Here is a 20,363-nt window from a genome sequence, read left to right on the forward strand (position 1 = left end):
CTAGCGGAGCGAGTCGGCTTTCACGGCCGTGATGAAGTGGTGCCAGGCGCCGGCGGGGAGGATGAGGGCCCCGCCCTCGGGGTTCTTGGAGTCGCGTACGGGGACGAGGCCGGGGATGTTGTCGGCTACCTCGACGCAGTCGGCACCGTCGTCGTTGCTGTAGCTGCTCTTACGCCAGTTGGCGGGACCGAGGTCAATCCTGCTGCTGCGCTTCATCTCTGTAGCCCCTCGCCGCTTCCTCGATGAGTGCCAGGGTCGCCTCCGGCGGCATCGCGACGGCCCTGAGCAGATCGTAGGCCTTCCGGTACTTGGCCACGAGCGGCGGATAGTCGATGAGTTCGCCGCTGTACGCCCCTTCGGTCCAGATCACCGGCGGTGCGTCCGAGAAGGTCGCGATCTTGACCAGTCCCATCATCAGTGGGTGCCCATAGGTCGTTTCCGGAACGATCTGCAGAACACTGCGCGAGGACCGGATCACCTCAGCGATGTGCTCCAACTGCTCCGCCATCTGCAGCGGTGGGAGCATCGGCCTACGGATCAGCTGCTCGTGCAGAATCCCCCAGTACGTCGCGCGGCCATCGCGTTCCCAGAACTCCGCCCGCTTCAGCCTCGCCCGGACCATCTTCTCGACCTCGGCGCGCGGCCTCCACGGTGTACTGACCTCTACCAGCCTGTACATGTACGCCTCGGTCTGGAAGAGCCCAGGGATGAGCATCGGCGCCCAGTCCTCGATCGTCGCCGCGCTTCTCTCCAGGTCCGGCATATCCGCGTAGTACGCCGGATGCCCAGCACTCCGCGCCTTGCGCGCATCTTCACACCGCCGCGCGAAAAACCCGTCCGTCTTCAGCTTCTCGTCGACGTGGCGGGCCAGATCCTCCGGCATGCGGCGCTCGCCGCGTTCGATCTGACTCAGGAAGGAGATGCCGCGGAAGCTGCCCTCCGCGAGCTGTTCGAGCGTCAGGCCCGCCGCCTCGCGCTGGTAGCGCAACTCGGCGCCGTAAAAGGCCGGAACGCTCGCCGAGCCATCGGGGTCTTTACGAGGAGGCATAACTCACCACCGCTGTCCGCAAGTTGCGCTGCGCAACCCGATCGTCTTCCACGCTACGCCGAGTCACGTCACGCTGTGAGCACTTCGTCACCAAGCGCACAGGAAGGCGTACGCACCATGGCCGCTCACCTCCACGAAGACGACACCCACGGACTCGACGTACACAGCTGCACCGAGCGGCTTCGTGCCGCGCTCAGCGACAACGGGATCACGCTGCCGTCGCTCGGCGTGGAGCTGCCGTCGCTCGCCGGTACCTACCTGCCGGCGCTGGTCGCGCTCGGTAACTGCAATACGGCCACGGCGCGCAAGCTCACCGAAGCGCTCCGCAAGGCGGCCGCGGGGTGAGGGGCCGGAAAAGTGGCAGGCAAAAAGGCCCCGTGCCACCTCCCCCACAGAGGTGACACGGGGTTCCAGTTTGACGCGCCGAGGGCTTTCGCTCCAGAGCAGATGCGCTTCCGTTGTCACCTCGTTTCGTAAAGCGCCGCTATGTCTTTGGCGAAGTCGCGGGTCACGGCGGTACGCCGGAGCTTGAGCGAAGGGGTCAGATGCCCGGATTCCGGGGTGAAGTCCGCGGGGAGGACGGCGAAGCGGCGGATGGACTCGGCGCGGGAGACCAGTTCGTTCGCGTCGTCGACGGCGCGCTGGAGATCGGCGAGCAGCCGCTCGTCGCGGACCAGCGCCGCCAGCGGCACATCCCGCTTCTTGTGCATCTGGCGCCAGTGGGCCAGGCCGTCGGGCTCCAGCGTGATCAACGCGGTGATGTACGGGCGGTTGTCGCCGACGACCATGCACTGGCCGATCAGGGGGTGGGAGCGGAGGCGGTCCTCCAGGGGCGCCGGGGCGACGTTCTTGCCCCCGGTCGTCACGATGATCTCCTTCTTGCGGCCGGTGATCGTCAGATAGCCGGCCGCGTCCAGGGCTCCGAGGTCGCCGGTGGGCAGCCAGCCCTGCAGGTCGGTCGCGGGGCGGGCCGCGCCGAGGGCCGGGTCCCAGTAGCCGGCGAAGACATGGCCGCCGTACAGCAGGATCTCGCCGTCGTCGGCGATGCGTACGGCCGTGCCGGGCAGGGGCCAGCCGACCGTGCCGATGCGGGGGCGCAGGGGTGGGGTGACGGTCGCGGCGGCCGTCGTCTCCGTCAGGCCGTAGCCCTCGAAGACCTCGATGCCGGCGCCGGCGTAGAAGGCCGCCAGGCGGTGACCGAGGGGCGACCCGCCGCAGATGACATAGCGGACCTTGCCGCCCAGGGCGGCGCGGATGCGGCGGTAGACCAGGGGGTCGTAGAGCTTGCGGGCGGCCTTGAGGGCGACGCCGGGGCCCGGGCCCTCCCCGTGCTCGACGGCCTCGACGGCCTCGCCGTAGGAGCGGGCGACGCGAGCCGCGCGGTCGAAGGAGGAGGCGCGTCCCATCTTCTCGGCGGTGGCCCGGCCGGTGTTGTAGACCTTCTCCAGGACGTAGGGGATGGCGAGCAGGAACGTGGGCCGGAAGGCCGCCAGATCGGCCAACAGGTCGTCGGTCTGGATGCTGGGGGCGTGGCCGAGGCGGACGCGGGCGCGCAGGCAGCCGACGGCGACCATCCGGCCGAAGACGTGGGAGAGGGGCAGGAACAGGAGGGTGGAGGCGGGCTCCGCGCTCACCGACTTGAAGACGGGGTGGAGGAGTTCGACGGCGTTGTCGACCTCGGCGAAGAAGTTGGCGTGGGTGAGGGCGCAGCCCTTGGGGCGGCCGGTGGTGCCCGAGGTGTAGATGAGGGTGGCGAGGGCGTACGGGCCGGTGGCGGCGCGACGCTCGTCCACCGCCTCGTCCGGGAGGTCGCGGCCCGCGGAGACGAGCTGGGAGACGGCGCCGGTGTTGAACTGCCACAGGTGGTCGAGGGCGGGGAGTTCGGTGCGGATACCGCTGATCAGACGGGTGTCCTCGACGTTCTCGACGACGCAGGCGCGGGCGCCGGAGTCGCGCAGGATCCACTGCGCCTGGTGGGCGGAGGAGGTGGGGTAGAGGGGGACGGTCACCAGGCCGGCGGCCCAGACGGCGAAGTCGATCAGCGTCCACTCGTAGGTCGTACGGGCCATGATCGCCAGGCGGTCGCCGGGGCGCAGGCCGTAGGCGATCAGCCCCTTGGCGACGGCGCGCACCTCGGCGGCGAATTCGGCGGTGGTGATGTCGCGCCAGGTGCCGCTGGGCTGCTTGCGGGCGAGGGCGATGTCGGTGGGGGCCTCGGCGGCGTTGACGAAGGGCAGGTCGCCGAGTGAGCCGCGGTCCACGGGCGGGACGAGCGGGGGGACGTAGACCTCGCGGACTTCGCCGTTGTGGAGGGTTATCCGGGGCTCGGCGGGGGTGGGGACGGGGGGTTTTCCCGTGTTCCTTCCCGGGTTCGTTCGGGGAGTGGTTCCGGGGGCGCGTCGGGGGGTCTCGGCCGTTCCGGCGGGTGCACTTTCCTGGTGGGACACAAGCGGCTCCTCGGTTCTCGTGCGGAGTGCGATGTGGTTCCTGCGGAGTGCGGTGAAGGACGCGCGCCGACCGCCCTGGGAAGGCGGCAGATGCGGCCCAACTGCCTGACAGCGCCGTGGAGTTGCCCCCCATGCTCCTGACGCGCCAGTAACCTTACTTCGCAGTAAATTTACGCGAGGAGCGGGAGCGGGCCAATGCCCCGGGCGCAAAGTCCGGGACTTCAGGCCCGGCCCGAAGGGGCGTGACCTGGTCCTTCCGGCCGGGTGGGCGGGGACGTCGTCGCGGTGATCCTCTCCGGGGCGGCGACGGTCCCGGTCGGCGCGTTCGCCGTCGGAGGGGGTTCGCACCCCAAGGGCGTGCAGGCCCAGATCTCCTACCTCGGCAAGCAGCCGGAGGAGGAGCGCAAGCCGCCGGAGGTGGAGGAGGAGCCGGAGGAGAAGGGGTCCGAGCGCCCGGCGAAGCGCGGCGGGCGGCGGGCGGCGGGCGTCCTGCACCGCAAGCCCACCGCCCCCGGACCCGCCTGCGGCGCGACCGCCGCCCGCGGGGCCGGTGCCGACAGCGCCACGCAGCGGGGGACCGACGCGGCCCTGATAGTCGGCGGCAGCGGAGCGGCCGCCGCACTGGCCGGTGGCGGCGGACTGCTCACCACCGGCCAGCGGGGCGACCGGCGCTAGATCGCGTCCGCTCTAGCGGGTGCCCTCCCGCTCACCCATGGGCGCCGAGCGGCCCTCGCGACCGGCGAGTCCGCCCGGCGTCCAGCGCTGCCCGCCCATCAGGCTGCCGAGGCCCGCCCAGGCGAAATTCATCATCGTGGCCGCGGCGTCCCTCGCCGTCGGATGCTCCCGCTCCCCCGAAGGCCCTTCGTCCGTACGGGCGTTGGCCCATTCGGCGAGCGACTCGGCCGCGCCCACCAGGGCGTGCGCCAGGCCCGCCACCTCGCGGTCGGCCAGTTCGCCGACGCACCCCGCCTCCTTGGCGGCCATACCGATGACCTCCGTGACGAAGGCGACGATGTCCGCCCGCAGCGCGGCGACTTCGCGGGCGAACGGCTCGCCGTGCGTCCGGGCCTGGTGGTGCAGTACGGCCCAGCCTTCCGGGTTCTCGGCGGTGTGCGCGAAGAAGCCCTGCAGGCCGCTCCACAGCTGGCGGTCGGCCGTCGCCGCCGGCTCGACGGCCGCCGTCACGGCCGCCACCAGCGCCGCGGCCTCCCGCCGGATCACCGCGCTGAACAGCTCTTCCTTCGAATTCAGGTAGAGATAGACCAGCGGCTTGGAGACTCCGGCCAGCTCGGCGATCTCGTCCATCGAAGCAGTCCGGTAACCGCGCCGCGCGAACGTCAGCACCGCGGCGTCGAGCATCTGCTGCTCCCGGATCGCACGTGGCACCCGCTTGCTCTTCACAGCTCCCACCCCTGGAAGTCCCTCCATCCCCCCCGTTACTGACGAGTAATTTTACGATCTTCGCCTCCCGCCCCTGGCTCCTTGACAGAATCCCCGCCAAACGAGACGATACGTCTCGTCACGCTGCCCTGGTGGCCGTGCGCCCCTACACCTCTCCCCTGGAGGACAGACCGTGCAGCAGTTCATCGACGCCGCCCCCGGCATCCGGCTGTGGACCGAGCAGCGCGGCGCCGCCGACGCAGCCCCGTTGCTGCTGATCATGGGCGCCCAGGCCACCGGGGTCGGCTGGCCGGATCCACTGGTCGAGTCGCTGGCCCCGCACCACCGGGTCATCCGTTACGACCACCGCGACACCGGCCGCTCCACCTGGCCGTTCGAGGAGCGCCCCTACCGGATCGCGGACCTCGCCGAAGACGCGATCGCGGTCCTGGACGGGCTGGGCATCGAGCGGGCACACATCGTCGGCATGTCATTGGGCGGCATGCTGGCCCAGATGCTGCTCGCCGACCACCCCGACCGAGTACTCAGCGCCACTCTCTTCGGCACCTGTGCCCTCAGCACCACCTCCTACACCCGCCCCGACGGCAGCACCGTCCCGGTCGGCGAACTCCCTGGTATCGCGCCCGAGGTCCTGGAGCTGTGGGCCCGTCCGATGGAGGATCACGGCCCGGAGGCGGAGGTGCGGCGCCGGCTCGAACACTGGCGGGTACTCGCCGGTGACCAACTCCCCTTCGACGCGGGCTTCTTCCGCTCCCTGGAACAGGGCGTCATCGCGCACACGGGGCACCACCGGGTGAGCACCGCACACGCCCGCGCGGACGACTCCGGGATGCTGCGCACGGAACAACTCGCCGCCAACCGCGTACCGGTCCTCGTGCTCTCCGGGCCGGCGGAGCCGGTCTTCCCGCTACCGCACCCCCAGCACCTCGCCCAGTGCGTCAACGGCGCACACGTGGTCGAGATCCCGGGCATGGGGCACGCGCTGCCGCCGGCCGTACACACCCCACTGGCCGACGCGATCCTGTCGCACACGGCGGCGGTCCGCTGACCCGCCGCCCGGCGCCCGGCGCCCGGCCATACGAACGGCGCCCCCGCAGCCGGTGTGCACTGGCTGCGGGGGCGCCGTTCGGTATGTGCCGGGGGTCAGCTCGCGGCGGCCGCGGCGGGGACGGCCGCGGGCTCCGGCTCGACGGTCGCGGTCGCGCCGCTGTCGCCGATGCGGATGCTGGTGGCCGCGGCGTACGCCTCGCGGTCCAGGATCTTCTCCTTGGCGGCGACCAGGATCGGGATCAGCGCTTGACCGGCAACGTTCGTGGCCGTGCGCATCATGTCCAGGATCGGGTCGATGGCCATCAGCAGGCCGACGCCCTCCAGGGGCAGGCCCAGGGTGGAGAGGGTCAGGGTCAGCATGACCGTGGCGCCGGTCAGACCCGCGGTGGCGGCGGAACCGATGACCGAGACGAACGCGATCAGGAGGTAGTCGCCGATGCCGAGAGGGATGTCGAAGATCTGCGCGATGAAGATCGCGGCGATCGCCGGGTAGATCGAGGCGCAGCCGTCCATCTTGGTCGTCGAGCCGAACGGCACCGCGAAGGAGGCGTACTCACGCGGCACGCCGAGGCGCTCGGTGACCTTCTGGGTGACCGGCATGGTGCCGACCGACGAGCGGGAGACGAAGGCCAGCTGGATGGCGGGCCAGGCGCCGCGGAAGAACTGCAGCGGGTTGACCTTGGCGACGGTCGACAGCAGCAGCGGGTAGACGCCGAAGAGCACCAGGGCGCAGCCGACGTAGATGTCGACGGTGAAGGTCGCGTACTTGCCGATCAGGTTCCAGCCGTACGTCGCGATGGCGTTGCCGATCAGGCCGACGGTGCCGATCGGGGCGAGCCGGATGACCCACCACAGGGCCTTCTGGAGCAGCTCCAGGAACGAGCGGCTGACCTTGAGGACCGGCTCGGCCTTCTCGCCGAGCTGCAGCGCCGCGATACCGGCGACGGCCGCCATGAAGACGATCTGCAGGACGTTGAGCTCGGTGAACGGCGTGATGATGTCGGTGGGGACGATGCCGGTCAGGAAGTCGATCCAGGAGCCGGCGTGCTCGGGGAGCTTGCCGTCCTTGGGGGTCAGGCCGGTGCCCGCGCCGGGGTTGGTGAGCAGGCCGATCGCCAGGCCGATCGCGACGGCGATCAGCGAGGTGGCCATGAACCACAGCAGGGTGCGGGAGGCGAGCCGGGCGGCGTTGTTGACCTGCCGCAGGTTGGTGATCGACACCAGGATCGCGAAGAAGACCAGCGGGGCGACGGCCAGCTTCAGCAGCTGGACGAAGAGGTCGCCGATGTGCGCCAGCGTGGAGGTCAGCCAGCCGATGTCACCGCTCTTGGCTATCCCGCCGAGCAGCACGCCCAGGGCGAGGCCGGCGAGGATCTGGGCCCAGAACGGGACCTTGGGTATTCGGGAGGACTTGGGGGTCTGTGCGGACTTGGAGGTCTCGGCAGACGTGGACAACGGACACACTCCGGGGACAGGTGAAGACGTGGGGAAACGGCAGAAAAGAGCGCCAGGAGGTCCGTGCTTCAGACGGGATCTCCGGCCGCTGGACGAGGTCGGTCAGCGGCGGCAACAGGCCGCGGACATACAGCGGCAAAGATCGACGTGCAGGCGCGCCACGAGCGGAACGCTCATGGGTGACGGGGGCGCGGCTGCGGTCTTCATGTCACGTACGTTAACACTTGAACTTTGAGAGACCCAAAGAAAATCTTTGAGCTCCGGCGGCGCTGGAGGGTGGGGGCGGAGCGGCCCGAGGGCGTCGAGGCCGTCCACCGAGGAGCGCGGCGGCAGCCGGAAATCCGTCAACAACGCGGCAGGCGCCCGGCCGTGGAGCGATGCCCACGGCGACGGGTGCCTGGAAGGTGTCGTGAACTGCGCCGGCGGGGTGCGCGCCGACTGTGAGGCGTCTTACAGAAAGGTCTGTACCACGCGGAAGGTGCGTGCCACGCGGAAGACGTGTGCCACGCGGGCGGCCGCTAGAGCAGGCCGTCCTCCTGGCCGGCACTGGCCGCGAGCCGCTCGCGCTGCCGGTCGACCTTGGCGACGATCTGCTCGGACATCGCGTCCCGCTGCTTGCGCAGCAGCACGAAGCTGAGCGGCGCGGAGATCACGATGGCGAGCAGCAGCATCCACACGGTGTTGGCCGCGCCCACGGCGAGCGGGATGACGTGCAAGTAGGCCAGCGCCCACACCACCGCGAAGCAGGCGACGAACAGGCCGATGCGAAGGGCGGTGTAGCGGAGCGTGGCGAACTTGGGGCTACTCACGGACGGGACCTTCTTCTCAACGGCAACCGAAAGGTTCTTCTTCCAGTCAAGCACAGCGCCACCGGCGATCTTCCGGGCCCCCGCCCGGGGCCGGCCCGGCGCCCTGGTCAGCCCAGCTCCAGCCACATCGTGACGTCGTCGCGGAAGTCGTCGTCGGCGACCTTGATCGCGCCGGGCACCCGTCCGACCTCCTTGTAGCCGCAGGCCTCGTAGAAGCGACTGAGGCCCGTGCCGCCGCGGCAGGTGAGCCGGATGCCGGATATGCCGTCGATACCGCGGGCGGTCTCGGCGACGGCGGTCATCAGCCGGCGGCCCGCGCCGCGGCCCTGGAGGGAGGGGTGGACCATGACGGTGTAGACCCACAGCCAGTGCCGCATCAGCCGGTGGGTGTTGAGGGTGAGGAACGCCGTCGCCACGACCCGGTCGTCCGCGTCCCGCCCGACCACCAGGCGCGCCCGGCCCTCGGCCATGGCCGTCAGATGCCCGAGCAGCTCGGGGCGGACGTCCTGCTCCGTCACCGGCGGGACGAAGCCGACGGCGCCGTCGGCGTTGGAGACCTCGGCCCACAACGCGCAGATTCCGTCGCGGAGTTCGGGGGTGACGCAAGGGTCCGGGTCGAAGCGCACGCTCATACCCGGACCCTAACCCCGCCCTCCGACAATGGGCTCCGGCCGGCTCAGACGCGCATCGGCTGGGGCGACTCGCGGCGCTCGGGGTCCGGGCCCGGGTACTCGCGGATGGCCTCGTAGCGGGTGTTGCGCTCGACGGGGCGGAAGCCGGCGTCGCGGATCAGCTCCAGCAGGTCCTCACGGGTCAGCTTGTTGGGCGTGCCGTAGTTGTCCGCGTCGTGGGTGATCTTGTACTCGACGACCGAGCCGTCCATGTCGTCGGCGCCGTGCTGCAGGGCGAGCTGCGTGGTCTGCAGACCGTGCATCACCCAGAAGCACTTGACGTGCGGGACGTTGTCGAACAGCAGGCGGGAGACGGCGAAGACCTTGAGCGCCTCGGCGCCGGTGGCCATGGTCGTCCGCGCCTGGAGGCGGTTGCGGACCTTGCCGTCCTTCATGTCCACGAAGTCGTGCTGGTAGCGCAGCGGGATGAAGACCTGGAAGCCGCCGGTCTCGTCCTGGAGTTCACGCAGCCGCAGCACGTGGTCGACGCGGTGGCGGGGCTCCTCGATGTGCCCGTAGAGCATGGTCGAGGGGGTCTTCAGACCCTTCTCGTGCGCGAGGCGGTGGATGCGCGACCAGTCCTCCCAGTGGGTGCGGTGGTCGACGATGTGCTGCCGGATCTCCCAGTCGAAGATCTCCGCGCCGCCGCCGGTCAGCGACTCCAGACCGGCGTCGATCAGCTCGTCGAGGATCTCGGAGGCGGACAGGCCCGAGATGGTCTCGAAGTGGTGGATCTCGGTGGCGGTGAAGGCCTTCAGCGATACGTTCGGCAGGGCCTTCTTGAGCTCGCTCAGCGACCGCGGGTAGTACCGCCACGGCAGATTGGGGTGCAGCCCGTTGACGATGTGCAGCTCGGTGAGGTTGTCGTTCTCCATCGCCTTGGCGAGGCGGACGGCCTCCTCGATGCGCATCGTGTACGCGTCCTTCTCGCCCGGCTTGCGCTGGAAGGAGCAGTAGGCGCACGACGCGGTGCACACATTGGTCATGTTGAGGTGGCGGTTGACGTTGAAGTGGACGACGTCGCCGTTCTTGCGCGTGCGCACCTCGTGGGCCAGGCCACCCAGCCACGCCAGGTCGTCGGACTCGTACAGGGCGATACCGTCCTCGCGGGTCAGCCGCTCCCCGGCGTGGACCTTCGCCTCCAGCTCGCGCTTGAGGCCCGCATCCATCGACGCAGCCATCGGGTCGCCTCCCAGTCTCTGCCGTAATCTGTGCCGGCCGTAATCTGTGCCGCTTCTGTGCAGGAAACGGGCTTCGTCGAGCGTACTCCCCCGTAATGACAGCGGACGGGGGCCCCTTGGCACACCCGTCCGCCCTGCCGCGCCCCGCCTGGATCCGGTGGTCTACTCGACCTCTTCGGGCAGCTCGCCCACGCGGTTCTCCCACTTGGTGGAGAGCACGATCGTGGTGCGCGTACGGGAGACGCCCTTGGTGCCGGACAGCCGCCGGATGGTGCGCTCCAGCCCGTCCACATCGCCCACCCGCACCTTGAGCATGTACGAGTCGTCGCCGGCGATGAACCAGCAGTCCTCGATCTCGGCGAGGTCGCGCAGCCGGCGGGCGACGTCCTCATGGTCGGCGGCGTCCGACAGCGAGATGCCGACCAGCGCGGTGACGCCGAGGCCGAGCGAGGCGGCGTCGACCGTCGCCCGGTAGCCGGTGATCACACCGGCCGCTTCGAGGCGGTTGATCCGGTCCGTGACGCTGGGCCCGGAGAGGCCGACGAGCCGGCCGAGCTCCGCGTACGAGGCCCGGCCGTTCTCGCGAAGTGCCTGGATGAGCTGCCTATCCACCGCGTCCATGCCCTCAAGCCTTCCAATCTTTATGCATTTTCGAGTTCTACATGTAGAATCTAAGGCACACAGGGCCTAGACCCTGCGAATCTTCTAAACGATCAAAGACGATCTCACAGGAGCTGTCACCGTGTACTCGATCGACATGGCCTATGCCCGCATGCGCGAGCTGCAGGACCAGGCCAATCGTTCACGTGCCCACAAGCCCGCTGAACCGCGGGCCCGGCGCCGCTTCGGCCGCACCGCCGCGGCGAAGAAGCGCTGACCGACCGAAGAAGCGCCGACTCTGGCGCCGACTAAGGAGCGTCCGGGGCCTCCTCCTCTTCCTTGGAGCCACCCCGAAGCTCCCCCTCCCAGCGCCGGTACAACCCGTGCGGCACCTCCGCCGCGTCGAGGACCCGGCCCGCGACGAAGTCCACCAGATCCTGGATGTGCGTCGCTCCCGCGTAGAACGCCGGCGAGGCGGGCAGCACCACTGCGCCCGCCTCGTCCAGCGCCACCAGATGCTTCAGCGTCGGCCCGTTCAGCGGGGTCTCCCGCACCGCCACCACCAGCCGCCGCCGCTCCTTGAGCGTCACGCTCGCCACCCGCTGCAGCAGATCCTTCGACAGCCCGAGCGCCACACCGGCCACACACGCCGTGCTCGCCGGGACGATCAGCATCCCCTTCACCGGATACGAGCCCGACGACGGCCCGGCCGCCAGATCCCCGGCCGCCCAGTAGCGCACATCCGCCAGGTCCGCCTCCGTCACCGGAAACGTCGCCGGTTTGCCGTCCGCCCCGCGCGCCAGCCATTCCCGCAGGTCGGCGCGCCAATGAGCATCCCGGAACGCGATCCCGGTCTCGTCCAGCAGCGTCAGCCGCGAAGCCCGGCTGACGACCAGGTCCACCGCCTCCCCCGCGGCGAGCAGCCCGCGCAGCACGGAAGCCGCATACGGCGTGCCGGACGCGCCGGAGATCCCCACGACCCACGGACGGCGTCGGCCGGAGTCCTGCTTGCTGGTGTTGTTGTGCGGCGGCTCCACGCATCGAGCCTATCCGGCGGAACCACAGACCCCGTCACGGCCGTTGTTACCTGTGCGCCCCTCGCGCTCGGACCCGCCGGGGGCCGACCGGGGAGGCCGCCCGCGGGGCCACCCGCCGGGGGAGGAGAAGGGAGGGCCGGGGATGACCGCACGAGCCAAGCCCGCGATCTGCCTGATGCTGGGCTGGGTCGCGCTGCTGTGGGTGCTGGAGGGCGTCGACTTCGTCACCGGGGGCGCGCTGGACACCTTCGGCATACAGCCGCGCGAGCCCGCCGAGCTGGTCGACGTGGTGCCCGCCGCCTTCCTGCACTTCGGCTTCGGCCATCTGGCGGCCAACACCGTGCCGTTGCTGCTGCTCGGCTTCATCGCCGCACTGCGCAGCGGGGCGCGGCGCTTCCTCGCCGTCGTCGCCCTGATCATCCTCACCAGCGGACTGGGCGTCTGGTTCACGGCCGCCCCGTACAGCAACACCGCGGGTGCCTCCGGTGTCGTCTTCGGCCTCTTCGGCTACCTCCTGGTGCGCGGCTTCATCGAGCGCAAGCCGCTCGACATCGGCATCGGCCTGGTGGTCGGCGCGGTGTACGGCTCGATCCTGTGGGGGGCGCTGCCGACCGACAGCGGCATCAGCTGGCAGGGCCATCTCTTCGGCCTGATAGGCGGCGTGGTGGCGGCCTTCGCCTTCCGGGAGCGCGCCCGCGGCACCACCGCCGCGGCCGCTGTCCGACCGGTCCCGTAGCCTCGGAACGAACGGGAGCCGCCGAGGCGTTACGCGACACCACGCACCGCGCGGGCGAAGCACGCAGCACACACGGGGTGAGCAGAGTATGTCCGACTACCACCAGCCGGGTTACGGACCGCACAGCGACGGGCCGCAGCAGCCCTACGGGTCTCCCGGGTGGCCGAACGGCGCCACACCCGGCGGCGGTTACGGCTACCCGTCCGACCCCGGACACCAGCAGCCGGACCCCGGCTACCAGCAACCCGGCCCCGGTTACCCACAGCCCGGCCCCGGCTATCAGCAGCCCGGCCCCGCGTACCAGCAGCCCGTCCCCGGATACGGCCCGACGCCCGGGTACGGCACCCAGCCGCCGCCCAGCCCCTCCACGAGCCCCGCGATGTGGTCCCATCTGGGCGCGCTGCTCACCGTCACGGCCGGCTCCATGGTGTGCTGCGGCCTCGGCGCGTTCGTCGGCTGGATCCTCCCGATGTCCATCCGCGCCAACGAGCGCCACAAGCACGACCCGTACGTCCGCCACCACGCCACCCAGGCGGTGAACTTCGGCATCACCCAGGCCGTCATGGCGGCCCTCGGCACGGTCCTCTACTTCGCCAGCGCCTTCATCTTCGCGGCGGCCGCCGACGAGACCCAGCGCAACAGCTCCGGACTCGCGGTCCCGCTGCTGACCGTCCTCGGCATGATGGCCGCCTACAGCATCTCCGGCATGGTCTGCGCCATCATCGCCACCGTGAAGGCCACCCGCGGCGAACTGTGGACCTACCCCCGCCTGATCGCCTGGCCGGTCAGCAAGGGCTGACCGGCCGGCAGCAGATCAGCCCGACACCGCGTCAGACCGACAACCCGCGTACGACCAGATCCAGCAGCGCGCAGACGAAGAGCGCGATGCCGATGAAGCTGTTGACCTGGAAGAAGGCCCGGTTCAGCCGGGAGGTGTCGTGCGGGCGGACGATCGCGTGCTCGTAGCAGAAGGCCGCGGCGACGATCACCATCCCGAGCCAGAAGAAGACACCGGCGCCGATGGCGAGGGCGTACCAGACCAGCAGCGCGGTCGTCACCACGTGGCACCAGCGCGCGCCCCACAGCGCGCCCGGCACACCGAAGCGGGCCGGTACGGACATCACACCGTTGGCGCGGTCCGCCTCGACGTCCTGGCAGGCGTAGATCAGGTCGAAGCCGCCGATCCAGATGCCGACCGCGAGGCCGAGGATCACCGCCTCCCAGGACCACTCGCCGGTGATCGCGATCCACGCGCCGACCGGGGCCATCGCCTGGGCCAGGCCGAGGATCGCATGCGGGAAGTTCGTGAACCGCTTGCCGTACGGATAGACCACCATCGGGACCACGGCGACCGGGGCCAGCGCCAGGCACAGCGGGTTGAGCAGGGCCGCCGCGCCCAGGAAGACGACCACGGCGACCAGCGCGCCGGTCCAGGCGGACTTGACCGAGACCGCGCCGGTGACGAGTTCGCGTCCGGCCGTGCGCGGGTTACGGGCGTCGATCTCGCGGTCGATGATGCGGTTGACGGCCATCGCGAAGGTCCGCAGACCGACCATCGCGAGGGTCACCAGCAGCAGCGGGACCCAGTGGATGCGCTTGTCGAGCTGGTACATCGCGGTGAACGCCGCGATGTAGGCGAAGGGGAGCGCGAAGACGGAGTGCTCGATGACGACCAGGCGCAGGAACGCCTTGGTCCTGCCCGGCCGCGGTACCGCGGCGGCGGAGGCGCTCACAGGCCGTACTCCTTCCAGCGGCGGTCGACCAGGGCCGCCGTGCGGGGGTCGGACTCGACCATGTCCGGCCAGCCGTCGTCCCTGACGTAGCCCTCCTCGGGCCACTTCCTCGTGGCGTCGATACCCGCCTTGCCGCCCCAGAACTGCTGGTAGGAGGCGTGGTCGAGGTGGTCGACGGGGCCTTCGACGACGGTCAGGTCGCGGGCGTAGTCCGTGTTGCCCAGGGCGCGCCAGGAGACCTCGTGGAGGTCGTGGACGTCGCAGTCCGCGTCCACGACCACGATCAGCTTGGTCAGCGACATCATGTGCGCGCCCCAGATGGCGTGCATGACCTTCTGTGCGTGCTTGGGGTACTTCTTGTCGATCGAGACGATCGCGCAGTTGTGGAAGCCGCCGGACTCGGGGAGGTGGTAGTCCACGATGTCCGGGACGATGATCTTGAGGAGCGGGAGGAAGAACCGCTCCGTCGCGCGGCCGAGCGGGCCGTCCTCGGTCGGCGGGCGGCCGACCACGATCGACTGGAGCAGCGGGCGCTTGCGCATCGTCACGCAGTCGATGGTCAGCGCCGGGAAGGGCTCCTGCGGCGTGTAGAAGCCGGTGTGGTCGCCGAACGGGCCCTCCGGGAGCATCTCGCCGGGCTCCAGCCAGCCCTCGACGACGACCTCGGCGTTGGCCGGCACCTGCAGCGGGACGGTCTTGCAGTCGACCATCTCGATCCGCTTGCCCTGGAGGAAGCCGGCGAAGAGGTACTCGTCGATGTCGCCGGGGAGCGGGGCGGTGGAGGCGTAGGTGACGGCCGGGGGGCAGCCGAAGGCGATGGCGACGGGCAGCCTCTCGCCGCGCTTGGCCGCGACCTGGTAGTGGTTGCGGCTGTCCTTGTGGATCTGCCAGTGCATGCCGATGGTGCGCTTGTCGTGGCGCTGCAGCCGGTAGAGGCCGAGGTTGCGTACGCCGGTCTCCGGGTGCTTGGTGTGCGTCAGCCCCAGGTTGAAGAAGGAGCCGCCGTCCTTGGGCCAGGTGAACAGGGCGGGGAGCTTGTCGAGGTCGACCTCGTCGCCGGTGAGCACGACCTCCTGCACCGGGGCGCTCTCGCTCTTGACCTTCTTCGGCGGGACGTGCGTCATGCCGGCGAGCTTGCCGAACGCCTCGCGCACGCCGACGAAGCCGTGCGGCAGTTCCGGCTTGAGCAGGCCGGCGATCTTGCCGCTGATGTCCTCGTACGCCTTCAGGCCCAGCGCCTTCAGCAGCCGGCGGTCGGTGCCGTAGACGTTCATGGCGAGCGGCATGGCCGAGCCCTTGACGTTCTCGAAGAGCAGCGCCGGGCCACCGGACTTCTGCACCCGGTCCACGATCTCGCCGACTTCCAGATGCGGGTCGACCTCGGCCTTGATGCGCTTGAGATCACCTTCGCGCTCAAGTGCGCGCAGGAACGAGCGGAGATCGTCATAAGCCATGCGTTCCAGTATCGGGTACGCACTACCCTGGGCGGGTCACCGGGCCCGGCGAGGGCTCGCCTTCGTTCGCAGGGGGCTCGTTCCGCAATGCTCAGGTATCTGCCGTTCCTACTGGTGCTGGCGCTGTGGATCTACGCGTTCATCGACTGCCTCAACACCCCCGAATCCCAGGTGCGCGGCCTGCCCAAGGTGATCTGGGTGATCATCATCCTGCTCTTCGGCGAGGTGCTGATCGGGCCGATCGCGTGGCTGGTGGCGGGCAAGCAGCGGCAGCCGGTGGGGGGTGGCGGCAGCACGCCCGCCGAGTGGCACCGCAACCACCGCTCGACGTTCGTGGCGCCGGACGACAACCCCGAGTTCCTCAGGTCCCTCAAGGACGAGAACAAGAAGGACGAGGCCCTGCTCAAGGACTGGGAGGCCGATCTGCGCCGCCGCGAGGAGGAGCTGCGGCGCAAGAGCGGCGAGGCGGCGGACGGCCCCGAGGACACCCCGCCGGCCAAGGGCTGACGGCCGGCCGGGGCGCTCGGCGCCGCCGAGGCGGTCCGGCGCGGCGTACGGTGATCTCATGGACCGTACGCAGGACTGGGGTCAGGACCGCGACGAGTTCCGGCTGCGCGGTGGCGTCGACGGCCACAGCGACCCGTCCGGGCACCCCGACCATCTGCAGGAGCAGGCCCGCGCCATGCTGGCGACGGCGCTGGAGGAGGCGCGCGCCGGGCTGGCCGAGGGCGGTATCCCGATCGGCGCGGCGCTGTACGGGCCGGACGGCGCGCTGCTGGGCCGCGGCCGCAACCGCCGGGTCCAGGACGGCGATCCCTCGCTGCACGCGGAGACGGCGGCCTTCCGCGCCGCCGGCCGGCAGCGCGGCTACCGCGGTACGACGATGGTCACCACCCTCTCCCCCTGCTGGTACTGCAGCGGTCTGGTGCGCCAGTTCGGGATCTCGCGGGTGGTGATCGGTGAGGCCCGGACGTTCCACGGCGGGCATGACTGGCTCGCCCGGCACGGTGTGCGGATCGTGGTGCTGGACGACCCCGAGTGCGCGCGGATGATGCGGGACTTCATCGAGGCGCGGCCGGCGCTGTGGCGTGAGGACATCGGGGGCGGGTGAGCGCTCGGGCGTGTCCGCCCGGGAATTGGGTGGCCGCGGCGCCGGGCGTCCGCCAGGATGGCGCGCCATGAGCAGCACCGGTTCCGACGTCCCCGTACGGGTTTCCCCGCACTCCACCGCACCCCACCACCCGGCCGCGCCGCACCCGGACGCGCCGCACGGCGAGCCGTACCGCCGTATCCGCGCCCGGTACACCGAACGGACCGTCACGGTCTATCAGGCATATGCTCCCGCACTGGGCCTCCCGGCGGCGCGCGACGGCCGGTTTCCCGCGGCGTGGAAGCGGGAGCGGATGACGTGGATCAAGCCGTCGTTCCTGTGGATGATGTACCGCTGCGGATGGGGCACCAAGGCCGACCAGGAGACCGTGCTGGCCGTCGAGATCGACCGGGCCGGTTTCGACTGGGCGCTGCGCAATGCCTGCCTGTCGCACTACGACCCGGGCGAGCACGCCGACCGCGACGAGTTCAGGCGGCGGCTGAAGGGCTCACCGGTGCGGGTGCAGTGGGATCCGGAGCGTGATCTGCGGCTGCGGCCGCTGCCGTTCCGCTCGCTGCAGCTGGGGCTGGCAGGGGAGGCGTCGCGGCGGTACGCGGACGAGTGGACGGTGGCGATCACGGATGTCACGGCGCTCGCCCACGAGGTCCATGCGCGGGTGCGCTCGGGGGACCTGGCGGCGGCCGCCGCGCTGCTGCCCGAGGAGCGCCCGTACCCGGCGCCCGAGGGGACGCCGGGTACGGATGCGGCCGCGGATCAGACTCCCGCGTAGGAGTGCAGGCCCGTCACGAAGATGTTCACGCCGTAGTAGTTGAACAGGTAGCAGACGAACGCGATCAGGCCCAGCCAGGCGGCCTTTCGGCCCTTCCAGCCGGCCGTGGCGCGGGCGTGCAGGTAGCAGGCGTAGGCGACCCAGGTGATGAAGGACCAGACCTCCTTGGGGTCCCAGCCCCAGTAGCGGCCCCAGGCGGCCTCGGCCCAGATGGCGCCCGCGATGATCGTGAACGTCCACAGCGGGAAGACGGTGGCGTTGACGCGGTAGGCGAACTTGTCCAGCGAGGCGGCCGCGGGCAGCCGCTCCAGTACGGACGCGGCGAAGGCGCCGGGCTGCTTGCCGGCGGGGTCGGCGAGCTTGGCCTCGTAGCGGTCGCGGAAGAGGAACAGCAGGGTGGCGACGGCGCCGAGGTAGAGCGCCGCGCCCGAGATGATCGCGCAGCTGACGTGGATCCACAGCCAGTACGAGTGCAGGGCCGGGACGAGCTGGTCGCTGGCGGTGTAGAGGACCGAGACGGCGAGTCCCAGGTCGAGCAGGACGGTCGTGACCAGGGGCAGGCCGATCCAGCGGACGTTCTTCTTGAGCGCGAGCAGCAGCAGGTAGAGGCCGACCGCGACCGCGGCGAAGGTCGTGGAGAACTCGTACATGTTGCCCCAGGGGGCACGCTCCACGGACAGGGCGCGGGTGACGACGCCACCCACGTGCAGGGCCCAGGCCAGGACGGTCAGCGAGACGGCGATCCGCCCGTAGAGGTCGCCCTTCTCCGTGCCGCCGGCGGCACCGGGGCCGTCGGGGACGTCGCGGCTGCCGGCGACGGCCTTGGTGATGACCTTGGGCCGCTCCAGTACGGCCGTGCCGCCGCGCTGCTGCGCCGCCCGGGCCGAGGGGGCGGCGGGCGCCGCGGCCGGTGCGGTCAGGGCGGCGGCGGTGCGGCCGACCTTGCTGCGGCTGCCGAACACCCACTCGGCCATGTGCGCGAGGAAGGCGAGCGTGTAGATCGCCATCGCCGAATAGACCAGCAGGTTGCTGTTGTGCGCCATTGTCTCGTTGGCTGCGGCCGCGATGTTCACGCGCGCGCTCCTTCGGAGGGGTCAGCAGGACCGTCAGAGTCAGTGGGCTCCGCGGGGTCTTCGGAGGGGGTGCCGGCATCGGTCTCGGTGCCGGATTCGCTGCCGGCACCGGTCTCGGTGCCGGGGGCGGCTTCCGGGGCGATCGGGGCGTCGGGTTCCAGTGCCGCCGCGAGCTCGGCGAGCTCCTCGGGCAGCCGGGCGGACTCGCTGCGGCCGAGTCCGGCCAGCTCGACGACGGTGGTGCCGTCCGCACTCCGCTCGGCCCGCACCCACACCCGGCGCCGCTGGATGAACAGCGAGCCGGCCAGGCCCAGCAGCGCGGCGACCGCGCCGGTCAGCGCGAGGCCGTTGCCCGGCTGGTGGGAGATCTTGAAGCTGGCCCAGCTCTTGACGCCGGTGAACTGGATGCTGCCGTCGCCGTCGGGCAGCTTCATGGTCTCGCCGGGCAGCATCATCTGGGCGAGCGGGCGGCCCTTGGTCTTGTACTGCTTGAGGTTCTTCTTCTCCAGCTGGTAGACGTTCTGCGGCACCCCGGAGGAGACGCCCAGATCGCCGTGGTAGGCGGTCAGCGTCAGCACCGGGTAGTCCAGCGCGGGGAACTGGGAGAACATCGAGCCGGAGCCCTTGCCGCCGAACGTCGGCACGAAGAAGCCCTGGAAGCCGAGCTGGTTGCGCTTGCCGTCCTTGGTCTGCGCGCCGGGGACCTTGACCACGCCGGTCGAGGTGAAGTTCTTGCTGTCCTGCGGGAGGAAGGGCACCGCGCCCTTGTAGACGACCTTGCCGCGGCCGTCCTTGACGGTGACCTCCGGCGAGTAGCCGTGGGAGAGCAGGTAGACCTTGGAGCCGGCGATGTCGAGGGGGGTGTTCACCTCGATCGCGGTCCTGTGCTCCTTGCCGTCGGCGCCGGAGAAGTACGTGATGTGGGCGCGGAAGACGCGCGGGGTGCCCTTCTGCGGTCCGGTGCGCTCGTAGGTCGCCTCGAACTTGTCCAGGGTGAAGCCGAAGGGCTCCAGGGTGTCGGTGTCGAAGAAGGGGCCCGACGTGAAGTCGTCGTACTGGGTGAGGTTGTTGGCGAAGCCGTCCCCCTCGGTGATCAGCTTGCCGCCCTCGGACTTCCACAGGCTGCCGACGGCGAACGCCACCAGCATCACGATCAGCGCGACGTGGAAGACGAGGTTGCCGACCTCCCGCAGATAGCCCTTCTCGGCGGCGACGGCGGTACCGGCCCGGTGGGCGCGGAAGCGCCGCTTCCTCAGCATCCGCCGGGCCGCCGCGAGGACCTCGTCGGGGTCCGCGTCGGTGCGCCAGGTGGTGTAGGCGGGCAGCCGGGTCAGCCGGCGCGGGGCGGCCGGCGGGCGGCCGCGGAGCTGTCCGACGAACTGCCAGCTGCGCGGCACGATGCAGCCGATCAGCGAGATGAACAGCAGCAGGTAGATCGCGGAGAACCACACCGAGCTGTAGACGTGGAACATCCCGAGCTTGTCGTAGATGTCGCCGAGGGTGGCGTGGTCGGCCTTGAACTGGTCGACCTTGACGGGGTCGATGCTGGTCTGCGGGATCAGCGAGCCGGGGATGGCGCCGATCGACAGCAGGAAGAGCAGCAGCAGCGCCACCCGCATCGAGGTCAGCTGCCGCCAGAACCAGCGCGCCCAGCCGATGGGGCCGAGGGAGGGGAAGGTGACGTCCTCCAAGGGCGCGGTGGACAGCTGGGATCCGGCGGCGCCGAGGTCGCCGCCCGGCTCGGGGGTGGAACCGGGCTCGCGGGGGGTGTCGGTCTTGGTGGACATC

The 20,363-nt window shown here is 70.5% G+C and carries 23 protein-coding genes; 9 read left to right on the forward strand and 14 right to left on the reverse strand.

The features are described 5' to 3' along the window. Positions 1–216, reverse strand: coding sequence for a DUF397 domain-containing protein (locus WAB15_RS19090; protein ID WP_407286976.1), 216 nt, complete (start codon positions 214–216; stop codon positions 1–3). After that, positions 194–1,048, reverse strand: coding sequence for a Scr1 family TA system antitoxin-like transcriptional regulator (locus tag WAB15_RS19095; RefSeq protein ID WP_407286977.1), 855 nt, complete (start codon positions 1,046–1,048; stop codon positions 194–196). Before WAB15_RS19095 ends, WAB15_RS19090 begins: the two co-directional genes overlap by 23 nt. A gap of 117 nt (positions 1,049–1,165) precedes the next feature. Here WAB15_RS19095 and WAB15_RS19100 point away from each other — a divergent pair, with 117 nt between their 5' ends. Next, a complete protein-coding gene (locus tag WAB15_RS19100; RefSeq protein WP_399146471.1) occupies positions 1,166–1,393 on the forward strand; it encodes a hypothetical protein in 228 nt (75 codons plus the stop codon). Between the two features lie 116 nt (positions 1,394–1,509). On the opposite strand, the gene WAB15_RS19105 is transcribed toward WAB15_RS19100, so the two are convergent. Next, positions 1,510–3,366 carry an AMP-dependent synthetase/ligase gene (locus WAB15_RS19105; protein ID WP_407289252.1) on the reverse strand — a complete coding sequence of 619 codons (1,857 nt, stop codon included), beginning with the start codon at positions 3,364–3,366 and terminating at the stop codon, positions 1,510–1,512. 393 nt (positions 3,367–3,759) lie between these two features. On the opposite strand from WAB15_RS19105, the gene WAB15_RS19110 reads away from it, so the two are divergent. Next, positions 3,760–4,170, forward strand: a complete 411-nt coding sequence (locus WAB15_RS19110; RefSeq protein ID WP_407286978.1) for a hypothetical protein — start codon at positions 3,760–3,762, stop codon at positions 4,168–4,170. 12 nt (positions 4,171–4,182) lie between these two features. On the opposite strand, the gene WAB15_RS19115 is transcribed toward WAB15_RS19110, so the two are convergent. Beyond that, the gene (locus WAB15_RS19115) at positions 4,183–4,923 is read right to left on the reverse strand and encodes a TetR/AcrR family transcriptional regulator (protein ID WP_407286979.1); all 741 of its coding nucleotides are present in this window, start codon (positions 4,921–4,923) and stop codon (positions 4,183–4,185) included. A 145-nt stretch (positions 4,924–5,068) separates the two neighbouring features. Here WAB15_RS19115 and WAB15_RS19120 point away from each other — a divergent pair, with 145 nt between their 5' ends. Then, positions 5,069–5,944 carry an alpha/beta fold hydrolase gene (locus WAB15_RS19120; protein WP_407286980.1) on the forward strand — a complete coding sequence of 292 codons (876 nt, stop codon included), beginning with the start codon at positions 5,069–5,071 and terminating at the stop codon, positions 5,942–5,944. A gap of 95 nt (positions 5,945–6,039) precedes the next feature. On the opposite strand, the gene WAB15_RS19125 is transcribed toward WAB15_RS19120, so the two are convergent. The 5 genes from WAB15_RS19125 to WAB15_RS19145 all read right to left on the reverse strand — a co-directional run bounded on the left by WAB15_RS19125 (position 6,040) and on the right by WAB15_RS19145 (position 10,683). Continuing rightward, positions 6,040–7,401 (reverse strand): dicarboxylate/amino acid:cation symporter, encoded by a 1,362-nt coding sequence (locus WAB15_RS19125; protein ID WP_399146467.1) that lies wholly within the window; start codon positions 7,399–7,401, stop codon positions 6,040–6,042. Positions 7,402–7,919: 518 nt separating this feature from the next. Beyond that, positions 7,920–8,210, reverse strand: a complete 291-nt coding sequence (locus WAB15_RS19130; protein WP_399146466.1) for a DUF4229 domain-containing protein — start codon at positions 8,208–8,210, stop codon at positions 7,920–7,922. A gap of 107 nt (positions 8,211–8,317) precedes the next feature. Then, complete coding sequence (locus WAB15_RS19135; RefSeq protein ID WP_399146465.1) at positions 8,318–8,842, reverse strand: GNAT family N-acetyltransferase; 525 nt, start codon at positions 8,840–8,842, stop codon at positions 8,318–8,320. Between the two features lie 44 nt (positions 8,843–8,886). Then, positions 8,887–10,050 carry an aminofutalosine synthase MqnE gene (gene mqnE / locus WAB15_RS19140; protein ID WP_399146735.1) on the reverse strand — a complete coding sequence of 388 codons (1,164 nt, stop codon included), beginning with the start codon at positions 10,048–10,050 and terminating at the stop codon, positions 8,887–8,889. A gap of 174 nt (positions 10,051–10,224) precedes the next feature. Then, a complete protein-coding gene (locus tag WAB15_RS19145; RefSeq protein ID WP_384441617.1) occupies positions 10,225–10,683 on the reverse strand; it encodes an Lrp/AsnC family transcriptional regulator in 459 nt (152 codons plus the stop codon). A 121-nt stretch (positions 10,684–10,804) separates the two neighbouring features. On the opposite strand from WAB15_RS19145, the gene WAB15_RS19150 reads away from it, so the two are divergent. After that, complete coding sequence (locus WAB15_RS19150) at positions 10,805–10,939, forward strand: hypothetical protein (RefSeq protein WP_407286981.1); 135 nt, start codon at positions 10,805–10,807, stop codon at positions 10,937–10,939. A gap of 31 nt (positions 10,940–10,970) precedes the next feature. Here the strand turns inward: WAB15_RS19150 and WAB15_RS19155 are convergent, their stop codons facing one another. After that, positions 10,971–11,699: a UbiX family flavin prenyltransferase gene (locus WAB15_RS19155; protein ID WP_399146463.1), complete on the reverse strand. Its 729-nt coding sequence runs from the start codon at positions 11,697–11,699 to the stop codon at positions 10,971–10,973. A 142-nt stretch (positions 11,700–11,841) separates the two neighbouring features. On the opposite strand from WAB15_RS19155, the gene WAB15_RS19160 reads away from it, so the two are divergent. Beyond that, positions 11,842–12,435 carry a rhomboid family intramembrane serine protease gene (locus WAB15_RS19160; protein WP_407286982.1) on the forward strand — a complete coding sequence of 198 codons (594 nt, stop codon included), beginning with the start codon at positions 11,842–11,844 and terminating at the stop codon, positions 12,433–12,435. Positions 12,436–12,523: 88 nt separating this feature from the next. After that, positions 12,524–13,234, forward strand: a complete 711-nt coding sequence (locus WAB15_RS19165; protein WP_399146461.1) for a DUF4870 domain-containing protein — start codon at positions 12,524–12,526, stop codon at positions 13,232–13,234. A gap of 31 nt (positions 13,235–13,265) precedes the next feature. Here WAB15_RS19165 and mqnP read toward each other — a convergent pair whose 3' ends face one another. Together mqnP and WAB15_RS19175 are read right to left on the reverse strand one after the other, a co-directional pair. Further along, complete coding sequence (gene mqnP, locus WAB15_RS19170) at positions 13,266–14,168, reverse strand: menaquinone biosynthesis prenyltransferase MqnP (protein WP_399146460.1); 903 nt, start codon at positions 14,166–14,168, stop codon at positions 13,266–13,268. After that, positions 14,165–15,622 (reverse strand): menaquinone biosynthesis decarboxylase, encoded by a 1,458-nt coding sequence (locus WAB15_RS19175; protein ID WP_407286983.1) that lies wholly within the window; start codon positions 15,620–15,622, stop codon positions 14,165–14,167. Before WAB15_RS19175 ends, mqnP begins: the two co-directional genes overlap by 4 nt. Positions 15,623–15,709: 87 nt before the next feature. Here WAB15_RS19175 and WAB15_RS19180 point away from each other — a divergent pair, with 87 nt between their 5' ends. From WAB15_RS19180 to WAB15_RS19190, 3 genes are all read left to right on the forward strand, one after another. Next, a complete protein-coding gene (locus WAB15_RS19180) occupies positions 15,710–16,129 on the forward strand; it encodes a PLD nuclease N-terminal domain-containing protein (RefSeq protein ID WP_407286984.1) in 420 nt (139 codons plus the stop codon). Between the two features lie 58 nt (positions 16,130–16,187). Next, positions 16,188–16,733, forward strand: coding sequence for a nucleoside deaminase (locus WAB15_RS19185; protein ID WP_384441596.1), 546 nt, complete (start codon positions 16,188–16,190; stop codon positions 16,731–16,733). A gap of 67 nt (positions 16,734–16,800) precedes the next feature. Further along, complete coding sequence (locus WAB15_RS19190) at positions 16,801–17,502, forward strand: DUF4291 domain-containing protein (RefSeq protein WP_407286985.1); 702 nt, start codon at positions 16,801–16,803, stop codon at positions 17,500–17,502. Here the strand turns inward: WAB15_RS19190 and ccsB are convergent. Next, positions 17,487–18,575 carry a c-type cytochrome biogenesis protein CcsB gene (gene ccsB, locus WAB15_RS19195; RefSeq protein WP_407286986.1) on the reverse strand — a complete coding sequence of 363 codons (1,089 nt, stop codon included), beginning with the start codon at positions 18,573–18,575 and terminating at the stop codon, positions 17,487–17,489. The two genes, WAB15_RS19190 and ccsB, sit on opposite strands and share 16 nt — an antisense overlap. Next, positions 18,572–20,362 (reverse strand): cytochrome c biogenesis protein ResB, encoded by a 1,791-nt coding sequence (locus tag WAB15_RS19200; protein WP_407286987.1) that lies wholly within the window; start codon positions 20,360–20,362, stop codon positions 18,572–18,574. The genes ccsB and WAB15_RS19200 overlap by 4 nt, the downstream gene beginning before the upstream one ends. Position 20,363 lies beyond the last annotated feature (1 nt).

This window comes from Streptomyces sirii (assembly GCF_045690365.1).
GTDB classification, from domain to species: Bacteria; Actinomycetota; Actinomycetes; order Streptomycetales; family Streptomycetaceae; genus Streptomyces; species Streptomyces sirii.

What these genes read in the sequence shown, in the direction of transcription:
- WAB15_RS19090 (WP_407286976.1), bottom strand. Translation starts at nt 216, where the DNA reads ATGAAGCGCAGCAGCAGGATTGACCTCGGTCCCGCCAACTGGCGTAAG.
- WAB15_RS19175 (WP_407286983.1), bottom strand. Translation starts at nt 15,622, where the DNA reads ATGGCTTATGACGATCTCCGCTCGTTCCTGCGCGCACTTGAGCGCGAA.
- WAB15_RS19145 (WP_384441617.1), bottom strand. Translation starts at nt 10,683, where the DNA reads ATGGACGCGGTGGATAGGCAGCTCATCCAGGCACTTCGCGAGAACGGC.
- WAB15_RS19115 (WP_407286979.1), bottom strand. Translation starts at nt 4,923, where the DNA reads ATGGAGGGACTTCCAGGGGTGGGAGCTGTGAAGAGCAAGCGGGTGCCA.
- WAB15_RS19100 (WP_399146471.1), top strand. Translation starts at nt 1,166, where the DNA reads ATGGCCGCTCACCTCCACGAAGACGACACCCACGGACTCGACGTACAC.
- WAB15_RS19095 (WP_407286977.1), bottom strand. Translation starts at nt 1,048, where the DNA reads ATGCCTCCTCGTAAAGACCCCGATGGCTCGGCGAGCGTTCCGGCCTTT.
- mqnE (WP_399146735.1), bottom strand. Translation starts at nt 10,050, where the DNA reads ATGGATGCGGGCCTCAAGCGCGAGCTGGAGGCGAAGGTCCACGCCGGG.
- WAB15_RS19165 (WP_399146461.1), top strand. Translation starts at nt 12,524, where the DNA reads ATGTCCGACTACCACCAGCCGGGTTACGGACCGCACAGCGACGGGCCG.
- WAB15_RS19160 (WP_407286982.1), top strand. Translation starts at nt 11,842, where the DNA reads ATGACCGCACGAGCCAAGCCCGCGATCTGCCTGATGCTGGGCTGGGTC.
- WAB15_RS19190 (WP_407286985.1), top strand. Translation starts at nt 16,801, where the DNA reads ATGAGCAGCACCGGTTCCGACGTCCCCGTACGGGTTTCCCCGCACTCC.
- WAB15_RS19185 (WP_384441596.1), top strand. Translation starts at nt 16,188, where the DNA reads ATGGACCGTACGCAGGACTGGGGTCAGGACCGCGACGAGTTCCGGCTG.
- WAB15_RS19180 (WP_407286984.1), top strand. Translation starts at nt 15,710, where the DNA reads ATGCTCAGGTATCTGCCGTTCCTACTGGTGCTGGCGCTGTGGATCTAC.
- WAB15_RS19135 (WP_399146465.1), bottom strand. Translation starts at nt 8,842, where the DNA reads ATGAGCGTGCGCTTCGACCCGGACCCTTGCGTCACCCCCGAACTCCGC.
- WAB15_RS19200 (WP_407286987.1), bottom strand. Translation starts at nt 20,362, where the DNA reads ATGTCCACCAAGACCGACACCCCCCGCGAGCCCGGTTCCACCCCCGAG.